Genomic DNA, 14,460 nt, shown 5'->3' on the forward strand with positions numbered 1-14,460 from the left:
CTCCCGTTCCAGCGATCCGCGGCCCGGCCTCCCGCGCACCGCACCCACCCACTGCGTACCAGTTATAGTGGTTACATGACCACGACGGCTCCAGGACTGGTGCTCCACACCCCCGAGGGCACCCGCTTCACCTTCGACCCCGGTGCGCTGTGCCTGGAGTTCCTCACGACCGGGGGCCCCGGAGCGCTCGCCCGGCACGAGGTGCTCCACGCGCCGGGGGACCTGGCCTCCTGGGCGAGATCGTCCCGATTGGCCCTTGACCCGTCGCTGCTCCAGGTCGGCGCCGGGGAGTTGGCCGCGGCACGTCGGCTCCGCGACGCGCTGTGGCGGGTGGCCCGTGCCACGGCCCACGGCCGGCCGCTCCCGGCGGAGGACCTGTCGCAGATGAACCAGGCCGCGTCCCGACCACCGCTGGTTCCGCAGATCACCGCGGACGGGGCCCGCGCCTGGGGCCTCCCGGCCGAGGGCAGCCAGGCGTTGTCCACCGTCGCCCGCGACGCCGTGGAGCTGTTCTCCGGTCCACTCGCCCACCGCGTCCGTGAGTGCGCCGCGCAGGACTGCTACCTGGTCTTCGTGGACACCTCCCGGCCGGGACGCCGCCGTTGGTGCGCGATGGAGCGCTGCGGCAACCGCAACAAGGTTCGGGCACTGCGCGCCCGACGTGACACCGAGGAGCGAACGACACCATGACCCGCCCCACCGGCCTGACCAGGGACGCCGGCTTCCAGATCGGCGTCTCGGCCACACTGCCCCTGCCCCCCGGGACGATCTGGCGGTACCTCACCAGTCGCGAGGGCCTCGCCCTGTGGCTGGGGGAACTGGAGGAGGGCAGCCAGCTCGAGCCCCGGCGCGGTGCGCCGTACCACCTCACCGACGGCAGCACGGGCGAGGTCCGCGGCTACCACGAGGGGGCGAAGATCCGGCTGACCCTGGTGCCGGCTGACGCTGACCACGGGACCACGGTGCAGGTCACGGTCACTCCCCGGGCCCACGGCTCACTGGTCCGCTTCCACCAGGAGCGGATGCGTGACCCGGCCGAACGGGAGGCCCGGCGCAGCCACTGGCGCGCGGTCATGGACGCGGTGGCGAACGCACTGGCGCCGCACGGTGCCGGGGTGTCGGCAGGACACGGGAGCTGACCCGCCGGGCGGACCGACCCGGTCGCCGGCCGGCCCCGCGCCGCGCCGGGGGTCAGCCCGCCGCGGAGCCCGAGGGGGCCGCGGTGGAGCCCCGGCGGATCAGCGCGGGCTGCATGGTCTCGCGCACGGGCCGGCCGGCGACCGGCGTGTCGACGTCCCGGGAGGCGATCCGCCGCAGCAGGAGCTGGGCCGCCCGGCGCCCCATCTCGTAGGTGGGCTGGGCGACCGCGGTGACGCCGGGCTCCACCATCCGCATCCACGGCATGTCGTCGAAGGACACCAGGGACACGTCCCCCGGCACCGACAGGCCGCGGCGCCGCAACTCCATCCAGGCGGTCTCGGCCATCAGGTTGTTCACCGCGAACAGGGCCGTGATGTCGGGGTGGCGGTCCAGCAGCTCGGCCACCCGGGGCTGGGCGCCGGCCGCCTTGAAACCCACGTCGAGGACGAGCCGGCGGTCCAGCGGCACCCCGGCGGCGCGGTGGGCGGCGCGGTAGCCGCGCAGCCGGTCGGCCCCGGTGGCCCACACCGTCTCGTCCGTCAGCAGGGCGACCCGCTTGTGTCCCAGCTCGAGCAGGTGACGGGTGACCTCCCGGGCACCGCCCTCGTTGTCGATGACCACCGAGTCGCAGCGGCCCCGACCGGAGCGCCGGTCGGCCTCCACCACGCTCACCCCGCGGTCGGCCAGCAGCTTGGTGGCCGCGCCCCGCGCCGGGGTGAGGATCACACCCACGGCGCGCATGGCGACGAACGCGGTGGCCCCGGCCACCTCGCGCTCCGGCTCACCGTGGTCGTCCACCAGCACCATCTGGTAGCCGTCGGTGCCCAGCACCTGCTCCACCCCGGCGGCGAGCTCGGCGTAGAACTGGTTGCGCAGGTCCGAGACGAGCAGGCCCACCAGTCGGCTGCTGTGGCCCTTCAGGGTGCGGGCCATGGTGTCGGGCACGTAGCCGATGCGCTCGGCCGCCGCGCGCACCCGTTCCCGGATCTCCGCCGCCACGTAGCCCTGGCCGCTCAGCGCCCGGGACGCGGTGGACCGCGAGGTCCCCGCCTCCTTCGCCACCTCGTGCAGGGTCGGGCGACTGCGGACGGCGGCGACCCTGGCCCGCCCCGTGGCCCCCGCGCCGTTCCCCTGGCCGGAGGTGTTCCGGTCGGGCGTCCGGCGTCCCGGGGTGCCCCGACCCGACGTGTTGCCACCCGCCCCGCGCTCAGCCATGCGCTGCTCGTCTCCTCCGCCCCGGCGGCGCCGCCGCCTCGTGCCCGCCCGGGCGGACGGCCCGGGCGCGGCCACCGCGCCGTTCCCGGCGACCCGTGGGGAACGCGGACACGGTGACGCGGGAACGATAACGCGACCTCCGCCCGCCGCCGGCCACGCCCCACTGCGACGGCCCGTCGATGGCCCCCACGTCAGTCCACGTCCACCAGTGCCTCGGCCTGCTGGCCGAACCGCACCTGTCCCACGGTCAGGTCAACGGCCACCCGCCGCCGGGTGCCCCGCTCCCCCGGCGGCGGGGTCACCGTGCAGACCACCGTGGCCTCGCTGTGCCCCGCGGGCTTGACCTCCTGCACGGCGGGCTCGGCGGTCCAGCCGTCGGGCACCACCACCTCCACCCGGGCCTGGCGCGGCTCCCGGAACGGGTTGCGGACCTCCACCTGGAGCAGCAGCGGCCGGCCCGCCCCCACCACGGACCGGTACGGGGTGATCCGCGCCCCGAACCCCCCGGCTTCGAAGTCGAGTTCCTCCGGGAGCAGCTCCCGGTGCAGGCGGGCCAGTCGCTCTCCCTCCTCGAGCAGCATGTCCAGGTACTCCTCGGTGACCTCGTGGGGCGCCCAGTGACCGCTGATCATCAGGTCCGGGCGCAGGCCGCGGTACAGCTCGGCGCTGCGCCGGAAGTCGTCGATCCGGAACCGGTTGCGGTACTGGTAGTTGAGGACCTCCGGTCGCTCCCCGGGGCGCCACTGGGTGCTCTGCTGGTCCCCGGTGGCGATCACGCGGCGGCCGTCCACCTCGAAGGCGTAGGCCGCGGCGTACAGGGTGTGGCCCGGCAGCTCGTGCACCCCGATCTCGTACTCCCGCCACCGCACCGGGGCGCCGACCGGCAGGTCGCGGTCCACGGGTATCGGATCGAACCACAGGCAGGGCAGGTCCCAGCGCCTGGGGTCCTCGAGCACGGGGGTGACGTTCGACGGGGACCAGATCCGGGTGCCCTCGACGTCCCGCAGCAGGTTGAAGCCGGCCACGTGGTCGTCGTGGTAGTGGGTGGGCAGGGCCACCTCGACCCGGTCGATCCCGTGGTCCCGGCGCAGCGCCTCCAGGCCGGCGAGCAGCGGCCGGCGGGCGGACCGGTCGGTGGAGCCGCCGGCGAGCCCGGTGGTGAGGTCGTAGCCGAAGTCCAGCAGCAGCGCGGTGCCGTGGTCGGACAGCAGGGCGTAGGTCTGGGCCTCGCTGGTGCGGTTGCGCAGCAGGTGCGGGGTGATCCGCTGCCACGGGTCGCGGAGCATGGCGTCCGGGTCCCAGGGGGTGCGGCGGCGGGAGTCCAGCAGCTCGTGCAGCCGGCCGCGGAGCCGGGCCACGGCCCGGGGCGGGTCGGTGACCGGCTCGCCGTGGGAGGGCAGCAGCAGGTCGGGGGCGCGGTCGAGCAGTTGGGCGCAGGACAGCGAGGTGGCCGCCACGCCCTCGAGGCCCGCGGTCTCACCGGCGCCGGTGTACGCCCACTGGGTGGCGGCCAACGACCACACCCGCCCCTCGCCGTGGACCAGGTCACCGACGAACGCCAGGCGTTTGCCGCCGACGTCCACCAGGTAGCTGACCGAGCCCACGGTGTGCCCCGGGGTGGGCAGGGTGAACACCTGGAACGGTCCGTACGCGCGGGTGCGGTACTCGGCGACGGAGCCGGTGACCGGGACGGGCTCGAGCAGGGAGAAGCGGTCCTGGCGCACGGTGTAGTCGTTGTCCAGGTGACGGGTGCGCCAGTGCTCGTCCACCCGCTCGATGAGGTCGCGCTCGACCGGGGGCACCCAGATCCGGATGCCCTCACGCGCCGCGCGGGCCAGTCCCTGCACCTGGTCGCGGTGGTGGTGGGTGACCAGGACGTCGGTGACCTCCTCCACGCCGTACTCGGCGAGGTGGTCCAGCACGTCCCCGCTGCCGAAGTCGATGAGCACGGCCTGGCGGCCGTTGCGCAGCAGGTAGACGTGGCAGGTGTCCTGGAAGCGGAAGACGTCCGTTCCGATCAGCACGGCTTCCCCCTCGCGGGGCGCCCGGCGCGGGCCCAGACCTCGCGCAGCGTGGCGTAGTCGTCCGGTTCCAGGGCCTGTCCCGTGCGGTCCAGGTGGGTGGTGTAGTAGAGCGAGGGGACGCCGATCTCCGGTTTCACGGCCAGGTACTCCCGCCAGCCCGTGAGGTCGGGGGCGCACCAGTCGTCGGTGTCCAGGAGCAGCTCGGGGCAGGACGCGGCGGCCACGGCGGCCCGGTAGCGCATCTGCGGCACCACGGGGGCGTCGGGCTCGAAGTCGTCGAGGCGCAGCATGTCGTTGAGCCGGATCATGTCGGTGACGTCGGCGAACGACGGGTGCGGGGTCTGGGTGACGATGAGTGCGTCCGGCTTGACCCGCTTGGCCTCGGCGTGGACGACGGCCAGCATCTGGTGGAGCAGCGCGATGCCCCAGGCCGGGCCGTACCGGTGCAGGGCGGTTCCGCTGGGGGTGCGCGCGGTGAAGTCGATCTTCAGGCCGTCGGCGTTGAGCCCGTCGCGGCCGAGCATCCGGGCGACGTTCGCGGCGAGCACGCGCCGCGCCGCGGGGTGGGACGGGTCGAGGGCGACGGGCTGGCCGGACGGGTTCCGCACGCACAGCTCGTCGGGCAGGCCGTCCCACTCCCAGGCGGCCCACCACAGCAGCACCCGCTGCCCGTCGGCCTGCCGCCGGGCTATCCAGCCCGGCAGGTCCGGCCACTTGGTGGTGTCGGGTTCGCAGGTCCCGTAGTGGGCCTGCCACTTGTCGTCGATGACCACGGTGCCCGGGACGAGGCCCCGGGCCTCGAGTTCGTCCAGGAACCGGTCGTAGTTGGCCTGGGTGGACAGGTCCGGGGCGGTGGCGCCGCGGCGGGTGGCGGCGAGGTGGTTCTGGGCTCCCCATCCGCAGAACATCGGCGCGCTCCACCAGGCGGGGCGGGGCTGCCGGTGCGGCGCGGCGGGCCCGGGGGCGTCGGTGACGGCCTGGGCGCGGTCGGCAGCGGGCTGTGGGTGGTCGTCCGGGCGCGGCGGTGCCCAGCCACGGGCGGACAGGTAGCCGCGGTACCAGCGCAGGCCCTGGTACGGGTCCCGGTGCCCGGCGGCGAGCACCACCGGTGGGGTGCGGAACGCGCCGTCCACCCGGGTCTGGCCCTCGTAGTCGAGGCGCAGGGCGAACCCGTTGTCCGCCGGCAGGTAGCGCAGTTGGGTGAAGTTGAGCTGGTCCACGGGGCCGCCCAGGGCCAGCGTCCACCACCGCTCGCCCTCGGGGAGCCGCTGTTCGGGTTCCCGCACCGCGGCGGTGGTCAGGACCAGGCACAGCGGGGCGGGGGTGGAGAACCAGTGCCCGCGTCCGGGTCCGGCGTCGCCGACCACCCCGATCACGGCGCTCTCCCCGGCGCCCCGCACCAGCCGGCGCGGGTCCCCGGGGTTCGGCGAGAACAGGGTGCGGAAGGCGCCGCCGCTGGGGGTGAAGCCGCTGCCGCCCCCGGCCATCACCGAGCGCCCGGCGAGCAGGTGCACCCCGTCGAGGGTCCCGCGGCCCCGCACCTCCCAGCTCAGCTCGATCTCCCCGGGCCGGCACTCGACGCGGGCGGCGGCGCTCTCCCAGCGGGTGCTGCTCCGCCGCAGCAGGAGCACCGGGTGGGGGCCGGCGCAGTCCACCATGACCGGCTCCAGGGCGGTGGTCTCGTCCGGGCCCTGGAGGCAGTCCAACGCGCCCAGCAGGTTCAGCTCCGCCACCCACCGCCCGGTGGTGTCCCACAGCCGGGCGGTGCTGTCCCCCGCGGCCACCCGCAGCCGGTATCCCGGGGCCTCCACGGTGATCGTCTCCGGCGTCCCGGACGACCCCCAGGAGCGGCTGACCCGCACCCCGTTCTCCGCCACGTCCCGCATCCGTCCCCACCTGTCGCCGACCGCGGGGCCGGACGGCACCACGACTGGGATCGTTCCCAGCATGGGAACGTACCCACACAGGGGCCGGCGGGTCAAGGAAGACCAGGAGAGAAGGAGCCGGCCTTCCCGGGCCCCGGCTGAACGGTGGTGCGCCCGCGCTGTCCACGGTCGGGGAAGACCACCCGCGAGGTGCGCTCTCTGGGCCGTCTGGCGCACCCCGATGACGTTTCGGGTAGTGGTCGGCGCACACCGTGATGCCGACGCGACAGTCGCGGTGCGGGCTCGGCGCGGCCCAAGCGGCATGCCAGCCCAGCCCAGCGACCAGGACGACGGCGGCGGAGACAACAAGATCCGGGGCACTCCGCGTGCGACGTTCCCTCTCTGCCCCGGTCTCGCCCGCAGGAAGCGGGTACCCGATGGCCCGGAGCACACTCGGCCAGGCTGAGCGACGACGACAGCAGGAACCCCACGCAAGGGCCGCCTGGTCGGCGACTGACCCTGGGAAGTGAGACGGGAATGATGTTTTGGTACAGCCATGACATGAACGGCTGGGGCTGGTTCGCGATGTTGATCAGCATGGTGGTGTTCTGGGCGCTGATCATCACCGTCGGCGTCCTGATCTACCGGGCCTCGACCCGCTCCGCCCCCAGCGGCACGGGACCCACCGGCTGGCACAGGACGTCCCCGCCCGGGAGCCCCGAGCAGGTCCTCGCCGACCGGTACGCACGCGGCGAGATCGACGACGAGGAGTACCACCGCCGCCTGAACACCCTCCGCGGTTCGTCACCAGGGACACCACCGTCCTCCTAGTGGGCCAGAGCCCCGACCTAGAACACGGCCTAGTCAGGTCGTCCCGCCCGCGACCCGCGACCCGGCGGGAGGAGGCGGGGATCACCACCCGGCCGGGACGCGCGGGTCAGTTCCAGCTCATGTGCAGGGGCTGGCCCTCCGCGTAGCCGGCGGCGCTCTGCACGCCGACGACCGCCCGCTGGTGGAACTCCTCCACGGTGGCGGCACCGGCGTAGGTGCAGGCGCTGCGGACGCCCGCGACGATGGAGTCGATCAGGTCCTCGACCCCCGGACGGTCCGGGTCGAGGAACATGCGGGACGTGGAGATGCCCTCCTCGAACAGCGCCTTGCGGGCGCGGTCGTAGGCGGAGTCCTCGCTGGTGCGGTTCCGCACCGCGCGGGCGGAGGCCATGCCGAAGCTCTCCTTGTACAGGCGGCCGTCGGCGGCCTGCTGGAGGTCTCCCGGAGACTCGTAGGTTCCGGCGAACCAGGAGCCGACCATGACGTTGGAGGCGCCGGCGGCCAGCGCCATCGCCACGTCCCTGGGGTGCCGCACCCCGCCGTCCGCCCACACGTGCCGGCCCAGCCTGCGGGCCTCGGCCGCGCACTCGAGGACCGCGGAGAACTGGGGCCGGCCCACCCCGGTCATCATCCGGGTGGTGCACATCGCCCCCGGGCCCACGCCCACCTTGACGATGTCGGCGCCCGCCTCGACCAGGTCGCGCACGCCCGGGGCGGCCACAACGTTGCCCGCCACCAGCGGAACCCCCGGGTCCAGGGCCCGCACCCCGCGCAGCACCTCGATCATGCGCTCCTGGTGGCCGTGGGCGGTGTCCACCACCAGCGCGTCCACGCCCGCGTCCAGCAGTACCCGGGCCTTGCCCGCCGCGTCGCCGTTGATGCCGATGGCGGCGGCGATCCGCAGCCGACCGGCCCCGTCGGTGGCCGGGGTGTAGAGGGTGGCGCGCAGGGCGCCGGTGCGGGTGAGGATGCCGACCAGGTTCCCCGCGGTGTCCACGGCGGGGGCGAGCTTGCGGTGCGCCTCGTCCATCCGGTTGAAGGCCTCGCGCGGGTCGGTGTCCGCGTCAAGCAGGAGCAGGTCCCGGGACATCACCTCGGAGAGCTGGGTGAACCGGTCCACCCCGGTCAGGTCGTGCTCGGTGACCACGCCCACCGGGCGGCGCCCCTCCACCACCACGACCGCGCCGTGGGCCCGCTTGGGGAGCAGGGACAGCGCCTCCGCCACGGTCGCCGCCGGGGTGAGCGTGATCGCCGTGTCGTACAGCAGGTGACGTTGCTTCACCCAACCGATGACCTCGGTCACCACGTCCAGGGGGATGTCCTGGGGGATCACCACGAGTCCGCCCCGCCGCGCCACGGTCTCGGCCATCCGGCGGCCCGCGACCGCGGTCATGTTGGCGACGACCAGCGGGATGGTGGTGCCGGTGCCGTCGGGAGTCGCCAGGTCCACGTCCTGCCGGGAGCCCACCGCGGAGCGGCTCGGCACCATGAAGACGTCGTCGTAGGTCAGGTCGTGGGGCGGGACCATCTCATTGAGGAAGCGCACACATCCGATTGTCACACGGGTGATCGCCGCCAGGCGCTGGGAAGATCCACTGAACGGACCACCGGCACGGCACCCCGGCACGCGGCGCCGTGCCCGTCACCACGAGGACCAGAGGCGGCGGGGGGCGTCCAACGCCCGGCTGACCGCCCGGACCACCAACGGGGGCTGGGCGCTGGCGTCGCGCCGCAGGTGCCAGGCGTAGTAGATCTGTTCGAGGGACGGCGGCCCGACGGCCAGGTTGCGGAACGTCGCGCCGGCGGGCGACTCCTGACCGGTGCGCACCAGGTAGGCGGCGCTCATCGAACCGCTGCGGCCCACGCCCGCGCCGCAGTGCACGAAGACCCGACCTCCGGCCTGCTCGACCGTCGCGAGGAACCGCTCCACCTGGCGGGGTGTGGGGGTCTGCCCGTCCCTGACGGGCAGCCTCACCAGCCGCAGTCCGGCCCTGCCCGGAGCCGAGAGCTGGCGGTGTGACAGTTCCTCGGCGCGCAGGTCCACCACGGTGGTGACGCCCCGGCGGGCCAGCGCCCGGTAACCGCGGTCCCCCGGGGCCGAACCCCGCAGGACCTCGTCGTCCACGGCCACGAAGTGGTTGATGCCCTCCATCCGCACCCCGGCCGGCTGGCTCTGCCGGGCAACGAGGGTGGCTCCCAGAATGCCCAACACCCCCGTCAGCCAGAGCAGTCCGTACATCACCAGCGCGGCCACCAGCACCCTGGCCGCCGTGCGCCAGGGACGGACCACCGGCGGGGAAGAGGGCACGGACCCCGCCGGTGGGGCCGACGTACGGGGGAACCGGGGCAAGGGAAGCACCACCTCGGACCAGGGGCGGCGCAGCCACGCGCCGCCGATGGCGACACGAATGGCGGACATCCTATGCCAGTGCACCCGGTTCCCCAGGGCGTTCCGCCGCTCCCGCGGGACTCCCCCGGGCACGCCCCGTGGGCGGCCCACCCGCCCCTCGTTCAGCGGTCGTCGCCGAGTTCCTCCTCCCCCAGCACCGTGAACCGGACCCGGTCGAGTTGGGAGTCCACCAGGCAGCCGCGCAGCCGCATCCGGTCGTGGCCGGTCAGGGCGGGGCGCACCACTCCCGCGTACACGTCCCCCTCCACATGGCTCAGCGGCGCGTTCACCAGCAGCGACGAGGTCGAGGCCCGACAGCTCCCCCACAGCCGGTTGGCCATGATCTCGCGGCCGATCTCGTCGAGGTCCCCGCGCACCGACACCCTCAGCAGGTACGCCGTGGCCTCGGCCCGCGACTCCCGCTCGGGACGGGTCTGGGTGAGTGCGGCCAGCCCCGCGACCAGCGCGCCGAGCGCGAGCACCGCTCCCAGGCCCAGCACGGGTCGGCGCCACCCCCCGGAACCGGGCCCGTGCACGGGCCGGCCGAGCAACGGGAGGTCCTCGATGTCGGGCCGCGGCGCCGGGTCACGCACACCACCGGCAGGCGCGGTGAGCACCGACAGCCGGCTGGCCAGCCGCACGTCGCCACCGCTCCTCGCGGTGGCGGAGGCCACCCGCTGCACCACCCAGGCCGCGGCCGAGAGCAACGCCCCGGTGGCGATCAGCACCGGGACGAAGACGAAGGTGCGGTTGGCGGTGGCCCCGTCGTCGCGCACCAGCCAGCGGAACGGGGAGGCCCCGTTCCCCTCGGGCTCGGCTCGCCGGGCCAGCCGCCGGCCGACGTCCGCGGTCCCGGGGTCGAGCGCCTCCGCCACCCGGTGCTCCAGACGGGTCATGCGGCTCAGCAGCATCATGCAGACCAAGAACACCTCGGCCACCAGCAGGAGCAGTCCGGCGATCAGTGCGCGCTGCCACTCCCAGCGGTACAGGTACACCGCCAGGTAGCCGCCGGCGCCCAGAGCGCTCAGCCCGCCGAAGCCGTACGAGACCAGCCTCAGCATGCCTGGGTCACCTCGCCGGTCACCGGGGCCGGGGCCGACGTCGGCAACGGTCCGGGCTCGGCCCGCACCTGCCCGGTGCGGCCGTCCACGGTCAGCGTCGTCCCCGGCGGGTAGCGGTCCAGTGCCCCGGGCACGCCGACCACGGTGGCCACCCGGTACTCCCGGGCCAGCACCGCGAGGTGGGACAGGACGCTGCCGGTCTCGGCGACCAGCGCGGTCAGCCCGGGCAGCGACGCCGCCAGGGACGGGTCGAGGGTGCGCACCACCAGCACCGCGTCGTCGGGCCGGATCCCGACCCCGTGCCAGGAGGTGCCGCGGACCCGGCCGCCGCCCGCGCCCTGACCCGCGCCGCCCGCCGGGGACGGCCGCTCCTCGACAGCCACCGGAAGGCCGTCGGCGAGCCGGAACGCAACCGGCAACGGTGCCGAACCCCTCCTCGGCACCCGCTCCGCCAGGTCTGCGGGGAGCGCGCCGCCGTGCAGCGCCGTCACCAGCTCCGACCAGCGGAGCTGGGTGATCTGGTGGCGTTCACCCAGCTCACCGCCGCGCTCCAGGCGCGCGGCGAGCTCCCACAGCAGGCGGGCCTGGAGCTCCTGCACCCAGCGGATTCGCAGGCGCAAGCCCTCCCTGACCGGCAGCGCCGCGACCCCGCAGGGCGACACCGCCTCGGCCGGCGCCGGCGGCAGCCGGTACGGAACCCCGACCCCGGGCGGCACCAGGGCCAGCAGCACCGGGTGCTGGGCCACCAGGTCGGCGTCGTCCCCACCGCGCCGGCGGGTCCCGGCGAGCACGGACAGCGCCTCGGCCGCGGCGGTGCGCCCGGTGCCCTCGCCCAGCAGCGCCGACGCCAGCGACTCCTGGGCGTGCAGCGGGACCAGGACGGCACGGCCCCAGGCGAGCGCGGCCCGCAGCTCAGCCCGGCTCAGCCCGTCCAACGGCCCCACCCGGGCCAGCTCCCGATCGACGTCCGCCATCAGGTCCACCGCGAGGTCGGGCAGCGTGACCCGCAGGCGCCCCACGCGCCAGGCGGCGCCGAGGCGGCGGGCTCCAGGAGCCGGGTTGAGCACGGCGAGTCCCCGCCTCGGGCGCGGCGCGGCCCCCAGCAGCCGCAGGTCGCAGGCCACCCGCCCGTCCACGGTGGTGACCAGCGGATGCCTGCGCAGGCTGCGCCGCGGGGCTGCGCCGGCCAGGTCGAGGGCGGCGGCCAGCCCCCTGGCCATGGGAACCACCCACAGGTCGTCCTCCACCGGTTGGAGCACCCCGGGGAACGTCTCCGCCACCGGTCCCGGGCCCAGCAACCGGGCTCGGCGGGGCGGGGTCGCGGCCATCGCCGTGATCGGACGGCTCTGGAACAGCCACAGCCCGTCCTCGAAGTCGAAACCGAACTCCACGTCCTGAGGTCCGCCGAAGAGCCGCGCGGTGCTCCGGGCGAGCCGGGCCAGCCGGCGTAACCCCCGCGGCTCGAGGACCCGCCGCCCGACCGGCTCCCCCGGTTCGCTGGACAGCAGTCGCCCCCGGCGGGTGAGCCGGTACCGGATCCCGGTCTCGGCGCCGGACACCAGCGCGTCAGGGCCGCCGCGCACCGCGCTGACGACGATCCGGTCGGTGCGGCCACGCACCGGGTCCGCGCCGAACACCACCCCTCCGGTCCGGCACCGCAGCATCGGCTGGACCAGCACCGCCATCTCCCGCGTTCCGTGCGGTCCGGCCGAGGCGACCACGGTCCGCACCGCCTCGCGGAAGGCCGTCCAGTCGGTGACGTCGAGGACCGAGGCGAACCGCCCGGCCATGGACGACAGCGCGGTGTCCTCGCTGGCGGACGAGGAACGCACCACCAGCGGTCGCGCGCCGTTCCCGCTCAGTTCGCGCCAGGCGTGGCGTATGGCCCCGGTGCCGGCGGCGGCCGTCGCCACGCGTTCGCGGGGCACCAGGACGAAACCCGGGAGCACCGGCAGCCCTGCCCTGGCCGACGTGGCCAGGTTGGCGGCCTTGGCCCCGGTGAGCCGGGCGTCGGCGGCCCGGGCGTCATGTAGGTCAACGAGAGCGAACCCCCCTGTGTCGAGCACCATTGCCGTATCTCCCCTCCACGGCAGCCCTTTCCGCGGGCCGGTGTACGTCCAGGATCCATCGGGAGGTAGGGCACAAGTAACCACCAGGACGCCCTTGTTGGGGAGGAAGTGGGGGTTTCCCCTGGGGGATGCGGCGCGGGACGAGGAGGCTTCGGCCAACGCGACCCGTCAGCGGCACCCACGGGTGTTGAGCCGGGCTGCCTGGCGCGTCAGGTGGTCGCGCTCGGCGGCGTTGGGGGCCTTCCCGGCCGCCTCGGCGTACAGCCGTGCCGCCGTCGCCAGGTCACCGTCGCGCTCGTGGAGCCACGCCGCCACCGCGGCGTACCGGGGCAGTGAGTCGTCGAGCGCCGCCAGCGCCGCCAGGCCGGCGCGCGGCCCGTCGGCCTCGCCGACGGCCACCGCGCGGTTGAGCCGGACCACCGGGTTGTCGGTCAGGCGCGCGAGCTCGTCGTACCACTCGACGATCTGCACCCAGTCGGTCTCCTCGGCGGTGGGCGCGTCCGCGTGGAGTGCCGCGACGGCGGCCTGGGCCTGGAACTCGCCCAGCCGGTCGCGGGCGAGGGCCGCCTGCAGGATCTCGACGCCCTCGGCGATCGACCCGGTGTCCCACCGGCCGCGGTCCTGCTCGGCGAGCGGCACCAGGCTGCCGTCGGGCGCGGTCCTGGCGTCGCGCCGGGCGTGGTGGAGCAGCATGAGGGCGAGCAGCCCCGCCACCTCGGGGTGGTCGATCGCGGCCGCGAGTTGCCGGGTGAGCCGGATGGCCTCGGCGGCGAGGTCGATGTCGCCGGAGTAGCCCTCGTTGAAGACCAGGTACAGGACGCGCAGCACGGTGGCGACGTCACCGGGCTGGTCGAACCGCACGCCGGAGACGGTGCGCTTGGCCCGGCTGATGCGCTGCGCCATGGTCGCCTCGGGCACCAGGTAGGCCCGGGCGATCTGGCGGGTGGTCAGCCCTCCGACGGCGCGCAGCGTGAGCGCCACCGCGGACGAGGGCGTCAGCGACGGGTGGGCGCACAGGAAGTAGAGCAGCAGCGTGTCATCCACCGCGGGCGCCGGACCGGGGGGCGGCTCCTCGTCGACGAGGTCCTCGCGCCGGCGGCGGGCGGCGTCCGCCCGGGTGGCGTCCAGGAACCGGCGCCACGCCACGGTGACCAGCCAGCCCTTCGGGTCCCGGGGCGGTTCGGCTGGCCAGACGCGGACTGCCTCGACCAGCGCGTCCTGCACGGCGTCCTCGGCCGCCGCGAAGTCAGCTCCGCGGCGGACGAGGATTCCGAGCACGCTGGGTGTGAGGCTGCGCAGCAGGACCTCGTCCATCGGTGGCGTCACTCCGTGATGGTGGGCGGCGCGGTCAGGAACGGGCGCACCTCCAGCCACTCGTGGATCGGCCTGCCACCCGCCCCGGGAGCGGCCGACAGCTCCCCGGCCAGCTCCACGGCGCGCTCGTAGCTGTCGACGTCGATCACCATCCAACCGGCGATCAGGTCCTTGGTCTCCGCGAACGGCCCGTCGGTCACCGGCGGGCGCCCCTCACCGTCATACCGGACCCACGCCCCCTCCGGAGCCAACGCCTGACCGTCCACGAACTCGCCCGTCTCCTCCAGCCGCGCCGCGAAGTCGTTCATGTACTGCACGTGCGCCGAGATCTCCTCCGGCGTCCACCGGTCCATCGGCACGTCGTTGACCGCNGCCGGGGCACCCCGGTAGTGCTTCAACAGCAGGTACTTCGCCATCGTGGTTCTCCTCGGTACTCGTGCGACCCCCGGTGGATGCCGCCTTCACCCCCAGGACGGAGCAGGACACGGGTTCTCGACATCGCCGTCCGACTTTTTTGGAATCTCGCGGCCAGGAGGCGCCCTGGGAGAGGGG

Annotated in this window: 12 protein-coding genes; 3 read left to right on the plus strand and 9 right to left on the minus strand. The window is 74.7% G+C overall.

Annotated features, from left to right (window positions below; translation table 11 throughout):
* The first annotated feature begins 75 nt into the window (after window positions 1–75).
* Window positions 76–690 carry a CGNR zinc finger domain-containing protein gene (locus tag A3IG_RS0101285; protein ID WP_026219774.1) on the plus strand — a complete coding sequence of 205 codons (615 nt, stop codon included), beginning with the start codon at window positions 76–78 and terminating at the stop codon, window positions 688–690.
* Entirely contained in the window at window positions 687–1,139 is a 453-nt protein-coding gene (locus A3IG_RS0101290) for an SRPBCC family protein (protein ID WP_018381730.1), read from the plus strand. The genes A3IG_RS0101285 and A3IG_RS0101290 overlap by 4 nt, the downstream gene beginning before the upstream one ends.
* 52 nt (window positions 1,140–1,191) lie before the next feature.
* Here A3IG_RS0101290 and A3IG_RS0101295 read toward each other — a convergent pair whose 3' ends face one another.
* The 3 genes from A3IG_RS0101295 to A3IG_RS34025 form a co-directional block, all read right to left on the minus strand.
* On the minus strand, window positions 1,192–2,355 hold the full coding sequence (locus tag A3IG_RS0101295) for a LacI family DNA-binding transcriptional regulator (protein WP_018381731.1): 1,164 nt from the start codon (window positions 2,353–2,355) through the stop codon (window positions 1,192–1,194).
* Between the two features lie 191 nt (window positions 2,356–2,546).
* Window positions 2,547–4,379, minus strand: coding sequence for an MBL fold metallo-hydrolase (locus A3IG_RS0101300; RefSeq protein ID WP_018381732.1), 1,833 nt, complete (start codon window positions 4,377–4,379; stop codon window positions 2,547–2,549).
* Window positions 4,373–6,328 carry an alpha-amylase family protein gene (locus A3IG_RS34025; RefSeq protein WP_158676896.1) on the minus strand — a complete coding sequence of 652 codons (1,956 nt, stop codon included), beginning with the start codon at window positions 6,326–6,328 and terminating at the stop codon, window positions 4,373–4,375. The genes A3IG_RS0101300 and A3IG_RS34025 overlap by 7 nt, the downstream gene beginning before the upstream one ends.
* 453 nt (window positions 6,329–6,781) lie before the next feature.
* On the opposite strand from A3IG_RS34025, the gene A3IG_RS0101310 reads away from it, so the two are divergent.
* Complete coding sequence (locus tag A3IG_RS0101310; RefSeq protein WP_026219775.1) at window positions 6,782–7,075, plus strand: SHOCT domain-containing protein; 294 nt, start codon at window positions 6,782–6,784, stop codon at window positions 7,073–7,075.
* Between the two features lie 106 nt (window positions 7,076–7,181).
* Here the strand turns inward: A3IG_RS0101310 and A3IG_RS0101315 are convergent, their stop codons facing one another.
* From A3IG_RS0101315 to A3IG_RS0101340, 6 genes are all read right to left on the minus strand, one after another.
* The gene (locus tag A3IG_RS0101315; protein WP_026219776.1) at window positions 7,182–8,621 is read right to left on the minus strand and encodes a GuaB1 family IMP dehydrogenase-related protein; all 1,440 of its coding nucleotides are present in this window, start codon (window positions 8,619–8,621) and stop codon (window positions 7,182–7,184) included.
* 96 nt (window positions 8,622–8,717) lie between these two features.
* A complete protein-coding gene (locus A3IG_RS0101320; RefSeq protein WP_018381736.1) occupies window positions 8,718–9,494 on the minus strand; it encodes a protein-tyrosine phosphatase family protein in 777 nt (258 codons plus the stop codon).
* Window positions 9,495–9,586: 92 nt separating this feature from the next.
* The gene (locus tag A3IG_RS0101325) at window positions 9,587–10,525 is read right to left on the minus strand and encodes a hypothetical protein (protein ID WP_018381737.1); all 939 of its coding nucleotides are present in this window, start codon (window positions 10,523–10,525) and stop codon (window positions 9,587–9,589) included.
* Window positions 10,519–12,594 carry a PEP/pyruvate-binding domain-containing protein gene (locus tag A3IG_RS28155; RefSeq protein ID WP_018381738.1) on the minus strand — a complete coding sequence of 692 codons (2,076 nt, stop codon included), beginning with the start codon at window positions 12,592–12,594 and terminating at the stop codon, window positions 10,519–10,521. Before A3IG_RS28155 ends, A3IG_RS0101325 begins: the two co-directional genes overlap by 7 nt.
* A 168-nt stretch (window positions 12,595–12,762) precedes the next feature.
* Window positions 12,763–13,908, minus strand: coding sequence for an RNA polymerase sigma factor (locus A3IG_RS0101335; RefSeq protein ID WP_018381739.1), 1,146 nt, complete (start codon window positions 13,906–13,908; stop codon window positions 12,763–12,765).
* Between the two features lie 8 nt (window positions 13,909–13,916).
* Window positions 13,917–14,324 carry a YciI family protein gene (locus A3IG_RS0101340; RefSeq protein ID WP_018381740.1) on the minus strand — a complete coding sequence of 136 codons (408 nt, stop codon included), beginning with the start codon at window positions 14,322–14,324 and terminating at the stop codon, window positions 13,917–13,919.
* Window positions 14,325–14,460: the final 136 nt, after the last annotated feature.

It is taken from the genome of Wenjunlia vitaminophila DSM 41686, assembly GCF_000380165.1.
Classification (GTDB): Bacteria; Actinomycetota; Actinomycetes; order Streptomycetales; family Streptomycetaceae; genus Wenjunlia; species Wenjunlia vitaminophila.